17 protein-coding genes are annotated in these 20,367 nt (G+C 63.5%); 12 read left to right on the forward strand and 5 right to left on the reverse strand.

Annotation, left to right across the window (positions count from 1 at the left end):
* From algK to REH59_RS24315, 9 genes are all read left to right on the forward strand, one after another.
* The gene (algK, locus tag REH59_RS24275; protein WP_014860713.1) at positions 1 to 1,434 is read left to right on the forward strand and encodes an alginate biosynthesis TPR repeat lipoprotein AlgK; all 1,434 of its coding nucleotides are present in this window, start codon (positions 1 to 3) and stop codon (positions 1,432 to 1,434) included.
* A complete protein-coding gene (locus REH59_RS24280) occupies positions 1,431 to 2,909 on the forward strand; it encodes an alginate export family protein (protein WP_265536550.1) in 1,479 nt (492 codons plus the stop codon). Before algK ends, REH59_RS24280 begins: the two co-directional genes overlap by 4 nt.
* A gap of 22 nt (positions 2,910 to 2,931) precedes the next feature.
* On the forward strand, positions 2,932 to 4,491 hold the full coding sequence (gene algG, locus REH59_RS24285) for a mannuronan 5-epimerase AlgG (RefSeq protein ID WP_003251754.1): 1,560 nt from the start codon (positions 2,932 to 2,934) through the stop codon (positions 4,489 to 4,491).
* A gap of 13 nt (positions 4,492 to 4,504) precedes the next feature.
* Entirely contained in the window at positions 4,505 to 5,944 is a 1,440-nt protein-coding gene (locus tag REH59_RS24290) for an alginate O-acetyltransferase (RefSeq protein WP_014860709.1), read from the forward strand.
* An 8-nt stretch (positions 5,945 to 5,952) separates the two neighbouring features.
* The gene (locus REH59_RS24295) at positions 5,953 to 7,056 is read left to right on the forward strand and encodes a mannuronate-specific alginate lyase (RefSeq protein WP_014860708.1); all 1,104 of its coding nucleotides are present in this window, start codon (positions 5,953 to 5,955) and stop codon (positions 7,054 to 7,056) included.
* 198 nt (positions 7,057 to 7,254) lie between these two features.
* Positions 7,255 to 8,712, forward strand: coding sequence for an MBOAT family O-acyltransferase (locus tag REH59_RS24300; protein ID WP_014592311.1), 1,458 nt, complete (start codon positions 7,255 to 7,257; stop codon positions 8,710 to 8,712).
* Positions 8,713 to 8,723: 11 nt separating this feature from the next.
* Positions 8,724 to 9,881, forward strand: a complete 1,158-nt coding sequence (locus tag REH59_RS24305) for an alginate O-acetyltransferase (RefSeq protein WP_003251747.1) — start codon at positions 8,724 to 8,726, stop codon at positions 9,879 to 9,881.
* Between the two features lie 20 nt (positions 9,882 to 9,901).
* Entirely contained in the window at positions 9,902 to 10,549 is a 648-nt protein-coding gene (locus REH59_RS24310) for an alginate O-acetyltransferase AlgF (RefSeq protein ID WP_003251744.1), read from the forward strand.
* Positions 10,550 to 10,584: 35 nt separating this feature from the next.
* Complete coding sequence (locus REH59_RS24315) at positions 10,585 to 12,039, forward strand: mannose-1-phosphate guanylyltransferase/mannose-6-phosphate isomerase (RefSeq protein WP_003251742.1); 1,455 nt, start codon at positions 10,585 to 10,587, stop codon at positions 12,037 to 12,039.
* A gap of 39 nt (positions 12,040 to 12,078) precedes the next feature.
* Here REH59_RS24315 and REH59_RS24320 read toward each other — a convergent pair whose 3' ends face one another.
* On the reverse strand, positions 12,079 to 12,531 hold the full coding sequence (locus REH59_RS24320; protein ID WP_265536551.1) for a hypothetical protein: 453 nt from the start codon (positions 12,529 to 12,531) through the stop codon (positions 12,079 to 12,081).
* Between the two features lie 169 nt (positions 12,532 to 12,700).
* Between REH59_RS24320 and REH59_RS24325 the strand changes: the two genes are divergently transcribed.
* Both REH59_RS24325 and REH59_RS24330 read left to right on the forward strand, forming a co-directional pair.
* Positions 12,701 to 13,165 (forward strand): hypothetical protein, encoded by a 465-nt coding sequence (locus REH59_RS24325; RefSeq protein ID WP_003251738.1) that lies wholly within the window; start codon positions 12,701 to 12,703, stop codon positions 13,163 to 13,165.
* A 121-nt stretch (positions 13,166 to 13,286) separates the two neighbouring features.
* A complete protein-coding gene (locus REH59_RS24330) occupies positions 13,287 to 14,099 on the forward strand; it encodes an SDR family oxidoreductase (protein ID WP_003251736.1) in 813 nt (270 codons plus the stop codon).
* Positions 14,100 to 14,497: 398 nt separating this feature from the next.
* On the opposite strand, the gene REH59_RS24335 is transcribed toward REH59_RS24330, so the two are convergent.
* From REH59_RS24335 to REH59_RS24350, 4 genes are all read right to left on the reverse strand, one after another.
* Positions 14,498 to 15,952: an efflux transporter outer membrane subunit gene (locus REH59_RS24335; protein ID WP_003251734.1), complete on the reverse strand. Its 1,455-nt coding sequence runs from the start codon at positions 15,950 to 15,952 to the stop codon at positions 14,498 to 14,500.
* Positions 15,949 to 17,010, reverse strand: a complete 1,062-nt coding sequence (locus tag REH59_RS24340) for an HlyD family secretion protein (RefSeq protein ID WP_014859921.1) — start codon at positions 17,008 to 17,010, stop codon at positions 15,949 to 15,951. The genes REH59_RS24335 and REH59_RS24340 overlap by 4 nt, the downstream gene beginning before the upstream one ends.
* A 28-nt stretch (positions 17,011 to 17,038) precedes the next feature.
* Positions 17,039 to 18,580, reverse strand: a complete 1,542-nt coding sequence (locus REH59_RS24345; protein WP_014859920.1) for an MFS transporter — start codon at positions 18,578 to 18,580, stop codon at positions 17,039 to 17,041.
* Positions 18,581 to 18,715: 135 nt separating this feature from the next.
* Entirely contained in the window at positions 18,716 to 19,621 is a 906-nt protein-coding gene (locus tag REH59_RS24350; protein WP_014859919.1) for a LysR family transcriptional regulator, read from the reverse strand.
* 273 nt (positions 19,622 to 19,894) lie between these two features.
* Here REH59_RS24350 and REH59_RS24355 point away from each other — a divergent pair, with 273 nt between their 5' ends.
* On the forward strand, positions 19,895 to 20,341 hold the full coding sequence (locus REH59_RS24355; RefSeq protein WP_014859918.1) for a universal stress protein: 447 nt from the start codon (positions 19,895 to 19,897) through the stop codon (positions 20,339 to 20,341).
* Positions 20,342 to 20,367: the final 26 nt, after the last annotated feature.

The following is a 20,367-nucleotide window of genomic DNA, read 5'->3' on the forward strand; positions in this document are numbered from 1 at the left end:
ATGATCTCTGATACCTACAAGGTCCGCGTGAACCTGGGATTGTGTGCACTCGCCGCCGCCATCACCCTGGCCGGCTGTGCCGGCCTGCCCGACCAGCGCCTGGCCAACGAGGCCATGAAGCGCGGTGACACGGCATTGGCCGAGCGCAACTACAAGGCGCTGGCCGACCTGGGCTACAGCGAAGCGCAAGTCGGCCTTGCGGACATCAAGGTGGCCACCCGCGACCCCTCGCAAATCAAGGAAGCCGAAGCCACCTATCGCGCTGCAGCCGCCACGTCGCCACGCGCCCAGGCGCGCCTTGGCCGCCTGCTGGTGGCCAAGCCGGACAGCACCCAGGCCGAGCGCGAAGAAGCAGAGACCCTGCTCAAGCAAGCGGCCAGTCAAGGCGAAAGCAACACCTTGATCCCACTGGCGATGCTCTACCTCAGCTACCCGCAGAGCTTCCCCAAGGTCAACGCGCAGCAGCAGATCGACCAGTGGCGCGCCGCCGGCAACCCGGAAGCGGGCCTGGCCCAGGTGCTGCTGTACCGCACCCAGGGCACCTATGACCAGCACCTGGGCGAAGTGGAAAAGATCTGCAAGGCGGCGCTCAACAGCACCGACATCTGCTACGTCGAACTGGCCACCGTGTACCAGAAACGCGGCCAGGCCGACCAGCAAGCCGCCCTGCTCGGCCAACTGAAGGCCGCCTACGCCCGTGGCGCAGTGCCGGCCACCCGTGTTGACAGCGTGGCCCGCGTGCTGGCCGACCGTAGCCTTGGCCAGACCGACGAAAAAACCGCCAAGGACCTGCTCGAGCAAGTAGCCCCGGCCAACCCGGCGTCCTGGGTCAGCCTGGCACAGCTGGTATACGACTTCCCCGAACTGGGCGACACCGACCAGTTGATGGCCTACATCGACAAAGGCCGCGAAGCTGAACAGCCACGCGCCGAACTACTGCTGGGCCGCCTGTACTACGAAGGCAAAACCCTGCCAGCCGACGCTCAAAAAGCCGAGCAGCACCTGGAAGCCGCTGCCGAAGCCGGTGAGATCAGCGCCCATTACTACCTGGGCCAGCTTTACCGCCGCGGCTACCTGGGCAATGTCGAGCCGCAGAAAGCCGTCGACCACCTGCTGGCCGCCGCCCGTGGCGGGCAGAACAGCGCCGACTATGCCTTGGCTCAGCTGTTCAGCGAGGGCCACGGCATCCGCCCGCAACCGGGCAACGCCTGGGTGTTCGCCCAGCTGTCGCAGGCCAACCCGACGCCGCAATCAGCCGAACTGCTGCAGCAGCTCGACCAGCAACTGACACCTGATCAGCGCAACCAGGCCCAGCAACTGCTGGACCAGGAAAAGCGTGCACGCGGCAGCCTGGCGCAGGGCGCGAATAGCACCCTGGCCCTCGAAGCCCTGCAAGACGACGAAAAAGAAGTAGACGGTGAGGACTCGCTATGACGCTCAATCCCTTCGTGAAAGCCGGCATCGGCCTGAGCTTCGCCCTGCTGTGGTCCTGCCCGACCCTGGCGGAAATGACCGCTGAAAAAAACTTCGGCCTGGACGTGAAAATCACCGGCCAGTCGGAAGACGACCGTGACCTGGGCACCCGCTCTGGCGGCGACGTCAACGGCCTAGGCCTGGATCTGCGCCCGTGGGTGTACGGCGAGCGCGGTAACTGGAGTGCCTACGCCATGGGCCAGGCGGTCGCTGCGACCGACACCATCGAAACCGACACCTTGCGCCAGAACGACGATGGCACCAGCACCGACACCGGCGACGACAGCCGTCAACCAGACAAAAGCTACCTGGCCATGCGCGAGTTCTGGGTCGGCTACAGCGGCCTTACCGCCTACCCAGGCGAGCAACTGCGCTTCGGTCGCCAGCGCCTGCGCAGCGACGATGGTATGTGGCGCGATACCAACATCGAAGCGCTGAACTGGAGCTTCGATACCACCTTGCTCAAGGCCGACCTGGGCGTCGCCCAGCGTTTCAGCGAATACCGCACCGACCTCACCGAACTGGCGCCGGAAGACAAGGACCGCACCCACATCTACGGCAACGTCGCCACGCAGTGGACTCCTGGCCACTGGGTTGGCCTGCGCGCTCACCACACACATGACAGCGGCAGCCTGAAGAGCCCCGGCGAAACGGTCGACGCGCTGGACAAGACCCGCACTGGCGACCTTACCTGGCTGGGCCTGGAGGCCAACAGCGACGCCTACAACTGGCGCAACGACCACACCGTGAATTACTGGGGCAGCGTCACCTGGCTGACCGGTGACCGCGACAAGCTGAGCACCCAGCAGGTGGGTGACAACCAGGTCGCCACCGGCAAGCAGAGCGGTGACGTCAACGCCTGGGCAACCGACCTCGGTATCCGCCTGCGTCTGGACCCGCAATGGCAGGTCGGCGCCGCGTACGCCCGCGGTAGCGGCGGCGGCGGCGATGACGGTTCGAACAACTTCGAGCAGACCGGCCTGGAGAGCAACCGCTCCAACTTCACCGGCACCCGCTCGCGTGTGCACCGCTTCGGCGAAGCGTTCCGCGGCGAGCTGGGCAACCTGCAGGCCGCCACCCTGTTCGCTTCGTGGCAGCTGCGTGACGACTATGACGCGAGCCTGATCTACCACAAATTCTGGCGGGTCGATGGCAACCAGAACATCGGTTCCAGTGGCATCAACGCGGTGGTCAACGACAACGGCGTGAATCGCCCGCTGGTCGATGGCGAAAAAGACCTCGGCCAGGAAATGGACGTGGTCGTGACCAAGTACTTCAAGCAAGGCCTGCTGCCGGCTTCGATGAGCCAGGCCATCGACGAGCCGTCAGCCCTGGTGCGCCTGCGTGCCGGTGTATTCAAGCCGGGCGACGCCTACGGCAAGGAAGCGGACTCGTACATGCACCGCGCCTTCGTCGACGTCATCTGGCGCTTCTGAGGCCGGTAGGGGACTGACCGTGATGAACCTTCACCCGCACTTACGTCACAGCCTGTTGGCCAGTGCCTTGCTGCTGGCAAGCGGCCTGGCCACTGCCGCAGAGCCCCAGGTGATAGCCAAGGAGCTGCAGCAGGCCAAGACCTATACGGTGGCCAGCGCACCGATCGAGCCGCTGCAGATGGACCCGCCAAAGCTGCCCGACCTCACCGGTTTCACGGCCGAGGCGGTGCAGAAGAAAATCGACCGCCGCCACAAGGGCAAGGTCAGCCTGCGCCGTATGTTCCAGGAGGACACCCTCAAGGAGTTCGTCGGCGGCGACAACAAGGCCGCCGAGTGGGTGCAGCGCCAGCACGGCATCCCGCAGGCGATCTTCGTCGATGACGGCCATGTCGACCTGACCGAGTTGAGCAAGAAGGTACCCAAACAGTACTTCAGCGAAGTCGAGCCTGGGGTTTACCTGGCACGCCTGCCGATCGTGGTCGGGCAAAAGGGCATCCTCGAGATCGACGGCAAGGTCAAACAGCTGCGCCTGTCCCAGGAGGGCGGCGCATTTCTGGTCAATGACGGCAAGCTGTTCGTAACCGACACCCAGGTGACCGGCTGGCGGGAAAAGGACAACGGCCCGGCGACCTTCCGCTCGCCCAAGGAATTCCGCCCGTTCCTGCTGTCGTGGGGCGGTACCGAGACCTACATCGTCAATACGAAGATGGCCAGCTTCGGCTACGCCAAGTCCAAGTCGTATGGCGTGAGCATCTCGCAGTACACGCCGAACATGGCCAAGCGCATGGGCCGCCCGGAGCCCACCGGCTGGATCATCGGTTCGGAGTTCAGCGACATGTGGTACGGCTTCTACTGCTACGAAACCCAGGACTTCGTGATCAAGGACAGCACCTACCGCGACAACATCGTCTACGGCATCGACCCGCACGACCGTTCGCACCGCCTGATCATCGCCGGCAACACGGTGTACGGCACCAAGAAGAAGCACGGCATCATCGTTTCGCGTGAGGTCAACGACAGCTGGATCATCAACAACAAGAGCTACGACAACAAGCTCTCGGGCGTGGTGATCGACCGTAACAGCGTCAACAACCTGGTGGCCTACAACGAGATCTACCGCAACCACACCGACGGCATCACCCTGTACGAAAGCGGCGACAACCTGATCTGGGGCAACAAGCTGGTCAACAACCGCCGCCACGGCATCCGCGTGCGTAACAGCGTGAACATCCGCCTGTACGAAAACGTCGCCATGGCCAACGGCCTGGTCGGCGTATACGGCCACATCAAGGACCTGTCCGACACCGACCGCGACATCGCCCTCGACCCGTTCGACACCAAGGTGTCGCTGATCGTGGTGGGTGGCGAGCTGTCGGCCAACGGCTCCGGCCCGCTGTCGATCGACTCGCCGCTGTCGGTCGAGCTGTACAAGGTGTCCATGCTCGCCCCGCGCAAGGCCAGCGGCATCAGCCTCAATGGCGTGCTGGGCGAGCGCCAGGACGAAATCCTCGACCTGCTGGTACGCCAGCAGAAGGCTGTGCTGATCGACCCGGTCGAACGCCAGACCGAAATGATCGATTAAGGAAGCCCAGACCATGACTCCACACCTGATGAAACTGCTGGGCCTGTCCGCCGCCCTTCTGGCAATCAGCCAGGGCGTGCGCGCCGAAGACGTCAAGGCCCCGACCTTCAACGCCGAGCCCTGCTGCCAGTTGTGCCCTGAAGCGCACGATGCCAGCCGCTACACCACCCGCTATCAGCAAAACTTCACCACGCTGGTGCAGGCCCAGGGCGACTGGCTGTTCCGCACCCGCGAAGACCTGCGCACCGAGTTCAACACCACCCCAGCCGGCTACAAACGCCTGCAGCAAGTGCACGACGCGTTCAAGAAACGTGGCGTGGAACTGGTGGTGGTGTACCAGCCGACCCGCGGCCTGGTGAACCGCAACATGCTCAACCCGGCCGAAAAAGCCGCGTTCGACTACCAGAAGGCCCTGGGCAACTACCAGGCCATGCTCAAGCGCTTCGCCAGCATGGGCTACAACGTGCCCGACCTGTCACCGCTGACCAACGAGCAACTGGCCGCCGCTGACCAGGGCAAGGACTTCTACTTCCGTGGCGACCAGCACTGGACGCCGTACGGGGCCGAGCGCGCGGCGAAGATCGTGGCCGACACCGTGCACAAGATGCCGGCCTTCGAAGGCATCCCACGCAAGGCATTCGAGACGAAGAAGTCCGGGCGCATGGGCAAGACCGGCACCCTGCACAACGTTGCCGGCCAACTGTGCGGCACCAGCTACGCCGTCCAGTACATGGACCAGTTCGCCACCGAGCCGAAAGGCTCGAGCGGTGGCGACGACCTGTTCGGTGACAGCGGCAATGCGCAGATCACCCTGGTCGGTACCAGCCACAGCGGCAAAAACTACAACTTCTCGGGCTTCCTCGAGCAATACATCGGCGCCGACGTGCTCAACGTCGCCTTCCCAGGCGGCGGCCTGGAAGGGTCGATGATCCAGTACCTGGGCAGCGAGGAATTCCAGAAGAACCCGCCGAAGATCCTGATCTGGGAATTCTCCCCGCTGTACCGCCTGGACCAGGAAACCATCTGGCGGCAAATCCTTGGCCTGCTCGACGACGGCTGCGACGACCGCCCAGCCCTGATGAGCGCCAGCACCACCCTCAAGCCTGGCAAGAACGAGCTGATGGTCAACGGCAAGGGCGGCGTGATCAAAGACCTGATCAACCGCAACCTGCAGATGGACGTCAAGTTCGAAGACCCCTCGGTGAAGGTGTTGCAGGCCACCCTCTGGTACCTCAACGGCCGCCATGAGGACATCAAGCTGGAAAAACCGGAAACCTCCGACACCGACGGCCGCTTCGTCTTCCAGATGCGCGAAGACGAGGACTGGGCCAGCCAGAGCCTGCTGGCGTTCGAGGTACAAGGGCCGGAAAGCGGCACCCAGAAGGTCGAAGCCAAGCTCTGCAAACGCAACAACTTCGCCGTGCCTGCGCAGACCGCGCAGGCTGGCCAGTGAGGCGACCCATGACCATTTTCAAGCGAATTTCCAGCCCCGCCCTGCTCGCGTTGGCCTTGTTTGGCGGTGCCGCGCACGCCGCGCTGGTACCGCCGCAGGGTTACTACCAGGGGATCGAAAAGCTCAAGACCGGTGAGGGTAACTTCCGCTGCGAAGCGGCGCCCAAGCCATACACCGGCCCGCTGCAGTTTCGCAGCAAGTACGAAGGCTCGGACAAGGCACGGGCAACGCTCAACGCAGCCTCGGAAAAAGCCTTCCGCACGTCGACCGAAGACATCACCACGCTGGAGAAAGGCGTGAGCAAGATGGTCGGCCAGTACATGCGCGACGGCCGCCCGGCGCAACTCGACTGCACCCTGACCTGGCTGGGTACCTGGGCACGCGCCGGTGCATTGCTGTCCACCGACTACAACCATACCGGCAAGTCGATGCGCAAATGGGCGCTGGGCAGCATGAGCGGTTCATGGTTGCGGCTGAAATTCTCCAACTCGCAGCCGCTGGCCGCACACCAGGCCGAGGCCGACCTGATCGAAAAATGGCTCAACCGCCTGGCCGAGCAGACTGTGCGTGACTGGAGCGACCTGCCGCTGGAGAAGATCAACAACCACAGCTACTGGGCGGCCTGGTCAGTCATGGCTACCGCCGTCGCCACCGACCGTCGCGACCTGTTCGACTGGGCCGTGAAGGAATACAAGGTGGGCGCCAACCAGGTGGATGACCAAGGCTTCCTGCCCAACGAAATCAAGCGCAAGCAGCGCGCGCTGGCCTATCACAACTACGCCTTGCCGCCGCTGGCGATGATTGCCAGCTTCGCCCAGGCCAATGGCGTCGACCTGCGCGCCGAGAACAACTTCGCCTTGCAGCGCCTGGGTGAAGGCGTGCTGGCCGGCGCCCGCGATCCCAGCCACTTCAAGGCGCGCGCGGGCAAGAAACAGGACATGACCGACCTCAAGGTCGACAGCAAGTACTCCTGGCTCGAGCCCTGGTGTGCGCTGTACCACTGCGTCGGCGACACGCTTGAGCGCAAGCACGACATGCAGCCGTTCAACAGCTTCCGGCTGGGGGGCGATGTGACCCGGGTCTACGACCCGAGTGCAGAGAGCAAGAAATGAATTGACCCCCATTGCGGGGGCGGAACCTGTGGGAGCGGGCATGCCCGCTAAGAAGCCACCGCGGTGCATGGCAAGGGCTTCGCCCTTGTTCGCGGGCTTGCCCGCTCCCACAGGAATCTAAGTTGCCTTCCAGTCTTGCACTGGGGGGTTTGGGGGGCGCTTTGCCCTGGATGCTGTGAACAAATTAGGAGAACCGGGATGGTCTTCTCGTCCAACGTGTTCCTGTTCCTGTTCTTGCCGATCTTCCTCGGCCTGTACTACTTGAGCGGGCAACGTTATCGCAACCTGCTGCTGCTGGTCGCCAGCTACATCTTCTACGCCTGGTGGCGGGTGGACTTCCTGGCACTGTTCGCCGGCGTCACCCTGTGGAACTACTGGATCGGCCTGAAAGTCGGTGCCGCCGGTGTGCGCACCAAGCCGGCGCAGCGCTGGCTGCTGCTCGGCGTGGGTGTCGACCTGGCGATCCTCGGCTACTTCAAGTACGCCAACTTCGGCGTCGACAGCCTGAACGCGATCATGACGTCGTTTGGCCTGGAGCCATTCATTCTGACCCACGTGCTGCTGCCGATCGGTATCTCGTTCTACATCTTCGAGTCGATCAGCTACATCATCGACGTATACCGCGGTGACACCCCGGCTACCCGCAACCTGATCGACTTCGCAGCGTTCGTGGCGATTTTCCCGCACCTGATCGCAGGCCCCGTGCTGCGCTTCAAGGACCTGGTCGACCAGTTCAACAACCGTACCCACACGCTGGACAAGTTCTCCGAAGGCTGCACCCGCTTCATGCAGGGCTTCATCAAGAAAGTGTTCATCGCCGACACCCTGGCCGTGGTCGCCGACCACTGCTTCGCCCTGCAAAACCCCACCACGGGCGATGCCTGGCTCGGCGCCCTGGCCTACACCGCACAGCTGTACTTCGACTTCAGCGGCTACAGCGACATGGCCATCGGCCTGGGCCTGATGATGGGCTTCCGCTTCATGGAAAACTTCAAGCAGCCCTATATCAGCCAGTCGATCACCGAGTTCTGGCGGCGCTGGCATATCAGCCTGTCGACCTGGCTGCGCGACTACCTGTACATCACCTTGGGCGGTAACCGTAAAGGCACCTTCAATACCTACCGCAACCTGTTCCTGACCATGCTGCTGGGCGGCCTGTGGCACGGTGCAAACTTCACCTACATCATCTGGGGCGCCTGGCACGGCATGTGGCTGGCCATCGAGCGCGCGCTGGGCCTCGACACCAACCCGCAGCGCTTCAACCCGGTGAAGTGGGCCTTCACCTTCCTGCTGGTGGTGGTCGGCTGGGTGATCTTCCGCGCCGAAAACCTGCAGGTGGCCGCCCGCATGTACGGCGCCATGTTCAGCTTCGGTGACTGGCAGCTGTCGGAGCTCAACCGTGCCCAGCTCACCGGCCTGCAGGTAGCCACCCTGGTTATCGCCTACCTCACCCTGGCGTTCTTCGGCTTGCGCGACTTCTACCGCAATGCCAGGCCGACGCCCAAGGCGACCCCGGTGCAGGTCAACGCTGACGGCTCGATCGGCCTGGACTGGACCCGGGTGATGACCCGCGCACTGATCCTGCTGCTGTTCGTCGCCTCGATCCTCAAGCTTTCGGCGCAAAGCTACTCGCCGTTCCTTTACTTCCAGTTCTGAGGTTGATGACCATGACCCGGACATTACGCATCACCTATTCCCTGTCGTTCCTCGGCCTGCTGGTCGGCATGGGCGCCTGGTCCACCGGTGGCCTGCAGAGTTTCCAGCGCACCGAGCAGATGACCCTGCTCAACGGCAAGCTGGCCAAGGCCGCCGAGACCCACTACGACGCCGAGTTCCCGATCAAGCGCCTGGGCACCAACCTGTGGGCGGCCATGGACTTCAAGCTGTTCAACGAAGGCCGCCCGGGTGTGGTACTGGGCCGCGACCAGTGGTTGTTCAGCGACGAAGAGTTCAAGCCCACCGCCGGTGCCGAGCAATTGATGCAGGAAAACCTGGCACTGATCCGTGGCGTACGCGACACCCTGCAGCAACACGGTAGCCAGCTGGTGCTGGCGATCGTACCAGCCAAGGCGCGGGTCTACGCCGAGTACCTGGGCAAAGAGCGGCCTGCCAGCCTGCATGACGACCTGTACAACCAGTTCCATGCCCAGGCACGCCAGGCCAACGTGTTCGCACCGGACCTGATGGCACCGATGGAGCAGGCCAAGGCCCGCGGCCAGGTGTTTCTGCGTACTGACACCCACTGGACGCCTATGGGGGCCGAAGTGGCGGCGCAGGCGCTGGCCGAAGCGGTCAGCCGCCAGAGCCTGCTCAATGGCGACCCACAAGCCTTCATCACAGAAGCGGGCAACACCGCCCCCTACAAGGGCGACCTGACCAACTTCCTGCCACTGGACCCCTTGTTCAGCAACCTGCTGCCAGCCCCGGACAACCTGCAGAAACGCACCACCCGGCCGGTCGATGCCGAGGGTGACGCCGGCGACGCGTTGTTCGCCGACAAGCAGATCCCGGTTGCACTGGTAGGCACCAGCTACAGCGCCAACCCGCACTGGAACTTCCTCGGCGCGCTGCAGCAGGCCCTGCGCAGTGACGTCGCCAACTACGCCGAAGACGGCCATGGCCCGCTGCTGCCGATGCTCAAGTACCTGCAAAGCGATGCCTTTAAAAACGCCGCACCACAAGTGGTGGTGTGGGAATTCCCCGAACGTTATCTGCCAATGAAAAACGACCTCAGCAGCTTCGATCCGCAGTGGATCGCGCAGCTGAAAAACTCCCGTAAATCCGAAGAAAACCTGGCCTTGTCGTCCACCCGGACAGACCACTGACTGATAGAGAGGAAACGCACATGACTACCAAGACTTCCATTGCCAAAGCCCTCACCCTCGCGGCCGGCCTTTCCCTTGCTTCGATGCAGGCCTTCGCCGGTGCCGACGCCGCACTGTATGGCCCAAGTGCGCCGAAAGGCTCGACCTTCGTACGCCTGTACAACGCGACCAGCGCACCCGCCGCCGCGTCGGTCGGCAACACCCAGATCAAACAGGTTGGCGCACAGGCCAGCAGCGATTTCAGCTTCCTGCCAGGCGGCGACTACACCGCCCAAGTCGGCGGCAAGAGCGTGCCGGTCAAGCTGGCCTCGGACAAGTACTACACCCTGGTCAACAGCAACAGCGGCAGCCCGAAGCTGATCGAAGAACCACCGTTCAAGAACAAGCAGAAAGCCCTGGTGCGCGTGCAGAACCTGAGCGACCAGCAACTGACCCTGAAAACCGCCGACGGCAAGACCGAAGTGGTCAAGCCGGTGGCCGCCAACGGCCGTGGCGAACGCGAAATCAACCCGGTCAAGGTCAACCTGGCGCTGTACCAAGGAGACAAGAAAGTGGGTGACGTGAAACCCGTCGCCCTGGAGCGCGGCGAAGCCGCAGTGCTGTACGTAACGGGTTCCGGCAACGCCTTGTCGCCGGTGTGGGTAACTCGCCCCGTGGCTAGCAACTGATTCCCCTGCCTCTCAACGACTATTGGAGAAACATGATGATCCCGGTAATTCTTTCTGGTGGTAGCGGTTCCCGTCTGTGGCCTCTGTCGCGCAAGCAGTTCCCCAAACAGTTCCTGGCCCTGACCGGTGAGCACACGCTGTTCCAGCAAACCATCGAGCGCCTGGTATTCGAGGGCATGGACACCCCGATCGTGGTCTGTAACAAGGACCACAAGTTCATCGTCCAGGAGCAACTGGCCGCACTGAAGCTGGAAACCCAGGGCATCCTCATGGAACCGTTCGGCCGCAACACCGCGCCGGCCGTGGCCATGGCTGCCATGAAGCTGGTCAACGAAGGCCGCGACGAGCTGATGCTGGTGCTGCCTGCCGATCATGTGATCGATGACCAGAAAGCCCTGCAACGTGCCTTGGCCTTGGCCACCGTGGCCGCCGAGCGTGGCGAGATGGTGCTGTTCGGCGTGCCGGCGACCAAGCCGGAAACCGGCTACGGCTACATCCGTTCCAGCCAGGATGCGCTGCTGCCCGAAGGCGTGGCGCGGGTTGCGCAGTTCGTCGAGAAGCCCGACGAAAAACGCGCGGCCGAGTTCGTCCAGGCCGGTGGTTACTTCTGGAACAGCGGTATGTTCCTGTTCCGCGCCAGCCGCTTCCTCGAAGAGCTGAAAAAGCACGACGGCGACATCTACGATACCTGCGTACTGGCGCTGGAGCGCAGCCAGGAAGACGGCGATGTGCTGAGCATCGACGAAGCCACCTTCGCCTGCTGCCCGGACAACTCCATTGACTATGCGGTGATGGAGAAAACCCAGCGTGCCTGCGTGGTGCCGATGTCGGCCGGCTGGAGCGATGTAGGCTGCTGGTCGTCGCTGTGGGAAGTGCACGAGAAAGACGACAACGGCAACGTCACCAAGGGCGACGTGGTGGTTCAAGACAGCCGCAACTGCATGATCCACGGCAACGGCAAACTGGTGTCGGTGATCGGCCTGGAGAACATCGTGGTGGTCGAGACCAAGGATGCCATGATGATTGCCCACAAGGACAAGGTCCAGGGCGTCAAGCAGATGGTCAAGACCCTCGACGAACAGGGCCGCACGGAAACCCAGAACCACCTGGAAGTGTATCGCCCGTGGGGCTCGTACGACTCGGTGGACATGGGCGGCCGCTTCCAGGTCAAGCACATCACCGTCAAGCCGGGCGCCAGCCTCTCGCTGCAGATGCACCATCACCGCGCCGAGCACTGGATCGTGGTATCCGGTACCGCCGAGGTGACCTGCGACGAGAACGTGTTCCTGCTGACCGAAAACCAGTCGACCTATATCCCCATCGCTTCGGTGCACCGTTTGCGCAACCCGGGCAAGATCCCGCTGGAGATCATTGAAGTGCAGTCCGGCAGCTACCTGGGCGAGGATGATATCGAGCGCTTCGAGGATGTGTATGGGCGCACGTCCACACCCATCGAGCGCGGCGTTTCGGTGAAGACCATCGCGCAGTAAATGCTGACTCGCCCCTGGGCTGACCAGGGGCGAGCCTGCTCATTCAACGCTCGGGGCTATGACGTAGATGTCGAATGGGCCACCCACCACCTTGAAAGGTCGCTGCAAATCATCCTCCCCTTCAAATTCGAAGGATTCAGCCCTGATGCTTGTGGCAGTCATTTCGAGTTTCCGGATACGCCCGGATTTCGCATAGCCGCCATAGGTTGTGCCGCGCTTGTGAACAAGCGCCCGGTTCGCCTCCCCCCCGATAACGACATCCCGCACGCCCGCCTGTAACTGCAGGTCGAAGTCAATGTAGACGTCCGCATCATCGGCCTGCCCCTTGTACGCATACAACCACGCGTTTTGTTCAGTGGTCCCGAAATCCACGCCCTTCGAAACGAAATCCTCTCTTTGACCCGCAAGGCTGATGACAGCCGTAACGTTGCCCTTGGCAGGCGCTTTTTTCATTTCTTGCACAGGTTTTTGCTCAACCGATGTGTCACTCATGGCCATGCTCCTTTTGATTAGGCATGGCGGAATCTAGAATGGATGTACCCTTTCCACTACTCGCAGTATTGCCAGGTCTGGCTTCTGGCATAGTTGCTCACCGGTTACCTGACCGCTGGGTTTTAGATAGGCTGTAGCCATCCCTGCGCGCGAATGAGGCGATTACGCGATGCTGATCGGTGCCCTGCTGATCCTCACCTGGCTGGTGTTGTTGTTGCGTTACCCAGCCAAGGCTCTTCCCATCTCCCTGGCGGCCGTGTTTGGCCTGGGCCTGGTGGCCTTGTTCGTGGTCTGGCAAGACAGCCGCGAAAGCAGTCGACTGGCACGCCTGGACCTGCGCCTGACCTACGCCCCCGAACACTGTCCCGCCGACCGTGCCCTGCAGGTACGCATGAAGAACGGTAACGACGTGCCGCTGACCGAACTGCGCTGGCGCGTGGCAGCGTACGCACCGGGCGATACCGTGAACCTGGCCGAGAACACCTACAATGCACCGCGATACCGAGGGCCAGGTGAATTGCAGCCGGGAGCCGAGTGGCAAGACTGCCTGCCATTGCCGCCGCTGCGTTCCGGCTATCGGCCGCAGACCCTGGAATTCCGGGTAGAGCACCTGCAAGGTACATTTGCCAATTGATGTGTTGCCTATGCCGGCCTCTTTGCGGGTCAACCCGCTCCTGCAGGGTGTAGGGGCAGGTTGACCCGCGAAGAGGCCGGCACAGGCAACAACCAATCCTCCATGACAACAGGCCCCTACCATGCCCACCGTCCTGATCACCGGTTGTTCCAGCGGCATCGGCCGCGCCCTGGCCGACGCCTTCCGCGATGCGGGCCACCATGTCTGGGCCACCGCCCGCAAGCCTGAGGATGTCGAGCAACTGAGTGCCGCCGGCTACACGGCCCGGCAGCTGGATGTAAACGACGGCGAGGCACTGGCCCGCCTGGCAGAGGAACTGCAAACCCTCGATATCCTGATCAACAACGCGGGTTACGGTGCCATGGGCCCACTGCTCGATGGTGGCGTCGACGCCCTGCGCCAGCAGTTCGAAACCAACGTCTTCGCCGTGGTCGGCGTTACCCGGGCGCTGTTCCCGCTGCTACGCCGCTCACGCGGTCTGGTGGTGAATATCGGCAGTGTATCGGGCGTGCTGGTCACGCCTTTCGCCGGCGCGTACTGCGCCTCGAAGGCGGCTGTGCATGCCCTGAGCGATGCCTTGCGCCTGGAGTTGGCGCCGTTCGGTGTGCAGGTGATGGAAGTACAGCCGGGTGCAATTGCCTCGCAGTTCGCCAGCAATGCCCAGCGCCAGGCTGAGCAGGTGCTGGCGGTCGACTCGGCGTGGTGGCCTTTGCGTGAGCATGTGCAGGCGCGGGCGCGGGCATCGCAGGACAAGCCAACGTCGGCGGCGGTATTTGCCCAAGGCGTGCTGGCAGCAGTCGGCAAGTCGCCGGCGCCCGCAGTGGTACGTTTGGGGAATGGCAGTACAGCCTTGCCGCTGATGGCACGGTTGCTGCCGCGGCGGTTGCTGGACTGGGCGCTGCGCAAGCGCTTTGGCCTGCTGCGCCCGCTCTGAGTGATCGCCTGCCTGTACCCGCGAAAGGGCCGGGCCTGCAGGCCAATTTTCACCCGCCGTTCACCGTTGACGCTGCTACCGTATTCGCGGGTAAACCCGCTCCTACACAGATTGGTGGTGGACACACATCGGTGGTTGGACACAGACCGCCGTGTAGGAGCGGGTTCACCCGCGAAGAGGCCGGCCCTGCTGGCCAATCTCCACCCGCCGTTCACCGTTGCCGCCGCTGCCGTATTCGCGGGTAAACCCGCGCCTACACAGATCGGTGGTGGACACACATCGGTGGTTGGACACAGACCGCCGTGTAGGAGCGGGTTCACCCGCGAAGAGGCCGGTGCAGCCTGCAAAGAATAAAGCCATGGACCGCAATCCACCCCTTCAAACTCTGTGCTTCCTCCCTAGCTGTGAGCATTCGGCAGCTGCTCGTCAAACGCCTGCCAGCCACCGCCCAGCGCCTTGTAAAGCCCCACCAGCGCCTGCGACACCGCCGCCGAGCTGTCGATCCATTGCTCCTCGCTGGCCAGCAGCGCGCCTTGCACCGTCAGCACATTGAGAAAGTCCACCGCCCCTTCCACATACTGGCGCTGGGCGGTTTCCAGGGCGATACGGTTTTGCCGCACGGCCTCGGCAAGGTGATCACGGCGCAACTGACTGGCGTTGTACAGGCGCAGCACATCGTCAATTTCATGCCAGGCCCCCAGCACCACCTTGCGATAGTTCAGCGCAGCTTCCTGCTGTTGCGCCTCGCGCAGTTCCAAGGTGCCCTTGAGCCGGCCGCCCTCGAAAATTGGCAGCGACATCTGTGGACCGAAGGCGAACCGGCGCGAATCCCAGCCACCGAAATCCGACAGCTGCATCGCCTGGAAGCCGACACTGCCCGACAGGCGGATACTCGGGTAGAAATCCGCCTTGGCCACGCCAATGCTGGCAGTGGCGGCATGCAGGCGGGCCTCGGCCTGGCGGATGTCAGGGCGGCGCTCGGCCAGTTCGGACGGCAAGCCAATGGCAAACTTCTGCTGCGGCGCAGGCAGCTCGCCGCCTGGCAGCAATTCGGCCTGGAGGCTGCGCGGCGGCTCGGCAGCGAGCAGGCTGAGGGCATTGATCAGGTCATCACGCCGCGCTTCCAGGCTTGGCAGGCGTGCTTCGATAGAAGCGACCTGGGCGCTGGCCTGGGCCACATCCAGGCGTGTGGCAACGCCTTCGGCCTGGCGGTCCTGGGACAGCTTCAGGCTGTGCCGGGCGACCCTGAGGTTATCCTGCGTCACATCGAGGGTGTGCTGCACGGCACGCAGCTGGATGTAATTGCCGGCGGTTTCCGAAAGCAGTGCCAACAGCACACCGCGGCGGTCATTCTCGGCCACTTCGACCGTGGCATCGGCAGCCTCGACCTGACGCCGCACACGGCCCCACAGGTCCAGTTCCCAACCGGCCACCAGGTCGCCCTGCCAAAGGTTGAAGGCTTCTTTCCCGGCTTTGCCGGACGGATCGCTCAAGCCATCGGCGCTGTTACGAGCGCGGCTGTAACCGGCGTTCACGTCCACCGACGGTACTTCGTCGGCAGCCAAGGTACTGCGCAGGGCACGGCTTTGCAGCAGCCGCGCGCTGGCCATCTGCAGGTCGAGGTTGCGTTCGGCAACGCGCTGGATCAACGCGCTCAGGCGGGCATCGTGGAACGTTTCCCACCAGCGCAGTTCAAGCGGTTCGGCCTGCGGCTGGCTGGCCGCCGCCTCGCCTTGCAGCGGCGCCCACTGCTGCGGGGCCTGGCTATCTGGGCGCAGGAAATCCGGGCCCAGGGTGCAACCGGTCAGCAGCACAGCCAGCAGCAAAGGGCTCAAGCGTAATCCCGGTTTCATCGCGCGCTTACCTCTTTGCCGTCCAGCTTGTCGCCACGCGTGTCGATGGTGGCTTCGACCGACATGCCCACACGCAGGCGGGTGAGCAGTGGCTGGCCATCATCGAGAACGATCTTGACCGGAATGCGCTGCACCACCTTGGTGAAGTTGCCGGTGGCGTTGTCTGGCTTGACTGCGGCGAAGGTTACGCCGGTAGCCGGGGCAATGCTTTGCACATGGCCTTGCAGGGTTTCGCCGGAGAAGGTGTCGACGCTGATGCGCACCGGCTGGCCCGGCTGTACGTGGGTCAGCTGGGTTTCCTGGAAGTTGCCGACCACATAGGCCTGCTGCAACGGCACCACCGACAGCAGGCGAGCGCCCGGGTTGACGTAGGCCCCCACGCGCAGGGCGCGTTCGCCGACCATACCGTCCACCGGCGCTGTGATGCGGGTGTAGGACAGATCGAGCTGGGCCTTTTCCAGGCCTGCTTCGGCACGCTTGAGCTGGCCATCGGCGCTGGCTACTTGAGCCGTGAGGATGTCTACCTGCTTGCGCGCCGCCACCCGCGCAGCTTGAGCGTTGGCCAGGCGAGCACGGGCTTGATCGACAGCGCTGCGCGCCTGCTGGGCGTTCTGCACGGTACCCGCGCCCTGCTCGGCAAGGCGGCTGTAGCGGTTGACTTCATGGTCGGCGAACGCCGCTTCAGCCTGGGCCGCCTTCACTGCCGCTTCGGCCTGGGCAATCAGCGCGTCCTGGCGTTCAAGCGTGGCGCGGGCATCGGCGCTTTGTGCCTGGGCTACCAACAACTGCGCCTGCGCAGCATCCAGCGCGGCCTGGTAGTCACGCGCATCGATGGTCGCCAGCAACTGGCCAGCCGTGACCTGCTGATTGTCTTCCACCAGCACTTGCTTGATGAAACCGGCGACTTTGGGCGCGACCACGGTGTAGTCGGCGGTCACATAGGCGTCATTGGTACTCTGGCGGTGGTCACTGCCAAAGATCCAGGGGCCGACGATGCCGGCCAGGACGGCCACGGCCAGCACCGAGCCGATGAAAAGGGTTTTGCGGTTGTTGGTCATTTCAATGGTTCTCGAAATCTTCCAGGGTTCAAGCCACCGCACGCGGCGGATAGACCCGGGTAGGCACGAAAGGAATCAGGCAGATCAGGGCCACGGCGATACAGGCCAGCACCAGATAGAGGTCAGCCGAGGTCAATACCTGCGCCTGGTCGTGAATGCGCTTGGCCAGGCCGGCGGCGTTGCCGTCGACCAGCGGGGCGTTGCCCAGGCTGTCCACCAGGTGATTGGAATGGAAATGCCGGCGCAGGGTGCCAAGAACATCCAGCAGGCCACCGGCGATGACGGCGGCCAGGCCCTTGACGGTGTTGAACCAGCTGGAGGCGAACGGGCCCTCCTGCGGGGTCATGCCATTGGTGGACAGCATCAGCAACGGCAGCACTGCCATCGGCTGGCCGAACACCTGCAGCAGGTAGAACGGGTAGAAGTCGCCACGGATCCACTCGCTGGTCAGCAGGCTGCTGCCAACACAGGACACCGCCAGCATCGCCAGGCCAATGCCCAGCACCCAGCGGCAGTCCACTGCGCGGATGTTGCACAGTGCCGCCGTCAGCGGCAGGGCGATCAGTTGCGGCATGGCCACCAGCATCATCAACGGGCTGGTCTGCGCTGGGCGGTAGCCCTGGATCTGCGCAAGGTAGGCCGACGGGATGCTGCCCACACCCGAAAGCACGACCAGCACACCGGCCAGGGTCACCAAGGCGAAACTCGAGTTGCGCCGCTGCAACAAGCGCAACTGGAAAAACGGCAACGGCTCGGACCACTCGTTGTACATGAACAACACCAGCAACAGCAGGCCACCGCCCAGCAGCCAGCAGATCAGCGGCGAGTCGAACCAACCCCAGCGGTCGCCGAGCGACAGGCCCAGCACAGTGCAACTGATGGCGGGCAGGCCCAGCAGTACGCCCCGCCAGTCGAACTGTTTGAAACGCTCCAGGCGCAGCGGGTCCTGCGGCAGCCCCCAGCCTACGCAGACCATGGCCAGCAGCGAGGGCAGGATGATCTGCCAGAATGCCCATTGCCAACCGACGTATTCGGTCCACAGCCCCGCCAGTGGCGTGCCGAGGTTGGGGCCGAAGGTGGCGGTCAGGGCGTAGCAGGCCAAGCCATAGACCTTGATACCTGGCGGCAAAAAGCGCAGGGCCACGCTCATCAACATCGGCGGCAACGCGCCAGCGGCAAAGCCCTGCAGTACACGCAGCAACATCAGGCTGTGCAGGTTGGGGGCGAACGGTTGCAGCAGGCCAAGCACGGCGAACAGACCAATAGCGCTCATGGTGAAGCGGCGCAGCGAGAAGGTCGTCGCCAGCCACGGCGCAAAGGCCATGGCCGAGACCGAAGCGGCGCTGTACACCGCCAGCAACCAGGCACCTTCGTCGGCACCGATGCCCAGGGCGCCGCGGATATCGGCCAGGGAAATCTTGGTTACCGACTCGTTGAGGCCGGCGCACAGCACAGCCAGCAATACACCGAACAACCCGACCACTACCTGCAGGCCGAACGCCGCCTGCACGGGCGCAGCCGGCGCGGGGGCGGCGGCCATGGCGGCAGACGGGGCGGACAGGGAACTCATGGGCAGACATCTCCGGCAACAAATTTGCGACTGGAGCAAGTCTAAAAAGGTCGAATGCTTACGAAAACTGACTTGTTGGCAGTTTTATATTGCGTCAAACGCAATCGGGCAACGGATGCGCACGTGCCCCACGCCTCAAGGGTCCATCCTGCCGCACGCCTTCAACGTCTGCCGCAGCCAGCGATGGGCCGGGTCGTTATCGAACCGCGGGTGCCATGCCTGCATGACATTGACCTTTTCCAGTGGCACGGGGATCTCGAAGGACCTCAATGGCAGTTTCAGCCTGTTCACACTGTTCAGGATATTGGCGGGTATCGGCAAGATCAGGTCCGAGTCCGGCAGCGAAAACATCGCGGAGTGAAAGCTCGTCGTGATCAGCGCCACCCGGCGCTCCACCTTGTAATTGGCCAGCGCCACGTCGATAGGCCCATTGGCACGGCCACGGCGTGACACGCTGATGTGCGGGTAGGCAGCGAAGCGCTCAGGGGTGATCTCGTCATCGAAAACCGGGTGCCCTTCACGCGCCAAGCCCACGAAGTAGGTGTTGAACAGGCTCTGAACCTTGATTTCGGGGCCCAGTTCAATGGCTGAACTGATGATCAAGTCGATTTGCCCATTGCGCAGCACCGCATCATCGTCGCCGCTGCCCTCCGGCACGAAACGCAGCACCGTATGCGGTGCCTGGGCCAGCATCATGCGCAACAACTGAGCGCCATACAGGGCGATGAACAGGTCATTGGTGCGGATGTTAAAGGCACGGTCCAGGTTCACCAGGTCGACATCGTCGCGACTGCGAAATACCTGCCCGGCCTGCTCCACCAGGCCATGCACCTGCTCACGCAGGGCCAGCGCACGCGGCGTAGGCACCAGGCCACGGCCGGCGCGCACCAGGATCGGGTCACCCAAGGCATCGCGGATACGCCCCAATGTCCGGCTCATGGCCGCCGGGCTCAGGTTCATGCGCTGCGCTGCGCCCACCACGCTGCCCTCGTCGAGCAAGGCATCGAGGGCGACGAGCAGGTTCATGTCCGGGAGTTGCATGGCCGTTTTCCGTTACAGCTGCGGGAAACGCGATGGTAGCAGGTTGGAGGATTGCATCAGACGCAATGCGCTCTTGCGTGGTGGGGCATTTATTCACTGGGCGTATTCGGCCTTAAATGAAGCATTGGCAGGTCTGGCCTTTTCGCGGGCGCGCCCGCTCCCACAGGCCCCCCACAATTCCCGAATGTTGTGCGACACAACCTGTGGGAGCGGGCATGCCCGCGAAAGGGCCGATCCTGCAGACACACAAGCCAGCCTCTGCCAAGGATTCCAATGCCCAGCCCCGTCCTGATCGCCATCGACGCCTCCCCCGCCTCCAGCACCCTGCTCACCCTCGCCCGCCGCTACTGCCGCCCCGGCGAACACGAACTGCACGTGCTGCTGGCCATCGATTCCACCTTCGCCGTGCATGAGCAACCCGCGCCCTACACCGCCGAGGAACTGGAAGAATACCCCGCCGCCTGCCAGGAACAGCAGCATGCCGACCACGCCGTAGCCGAGGCCGTGCGCGAACTGCAGCAAGCCGGCTTCGCCAGCCAGGGCTGCATGGTGGCCGGGCTGCCGGTTGAAGCGATTGTGGCCAAAGCGCAGGAATTGAACTGCGAACTGATCATCATGGGCCACCGCCACCTGTCGCGGTTGGGGCGGTTGCTGGACCCGTCAATCAGCGCGAAGGTGATTGACCGGGTAGACATGCCAGTGTTGGTGGGCTCTGCCTGACCGCTCATCACCGTGGTAATGCACCG

Source organism: Pseudomonas sp. BO3-4 (genome assembly GCF_034044115.1).
Lineage (GTDB): Bacteria > Pseudomonadota > Gammaproteobacteria > Pseudomonadales > Pseudomonadaceae > Aquipseudomonas > Aquipseudomonas alloputida.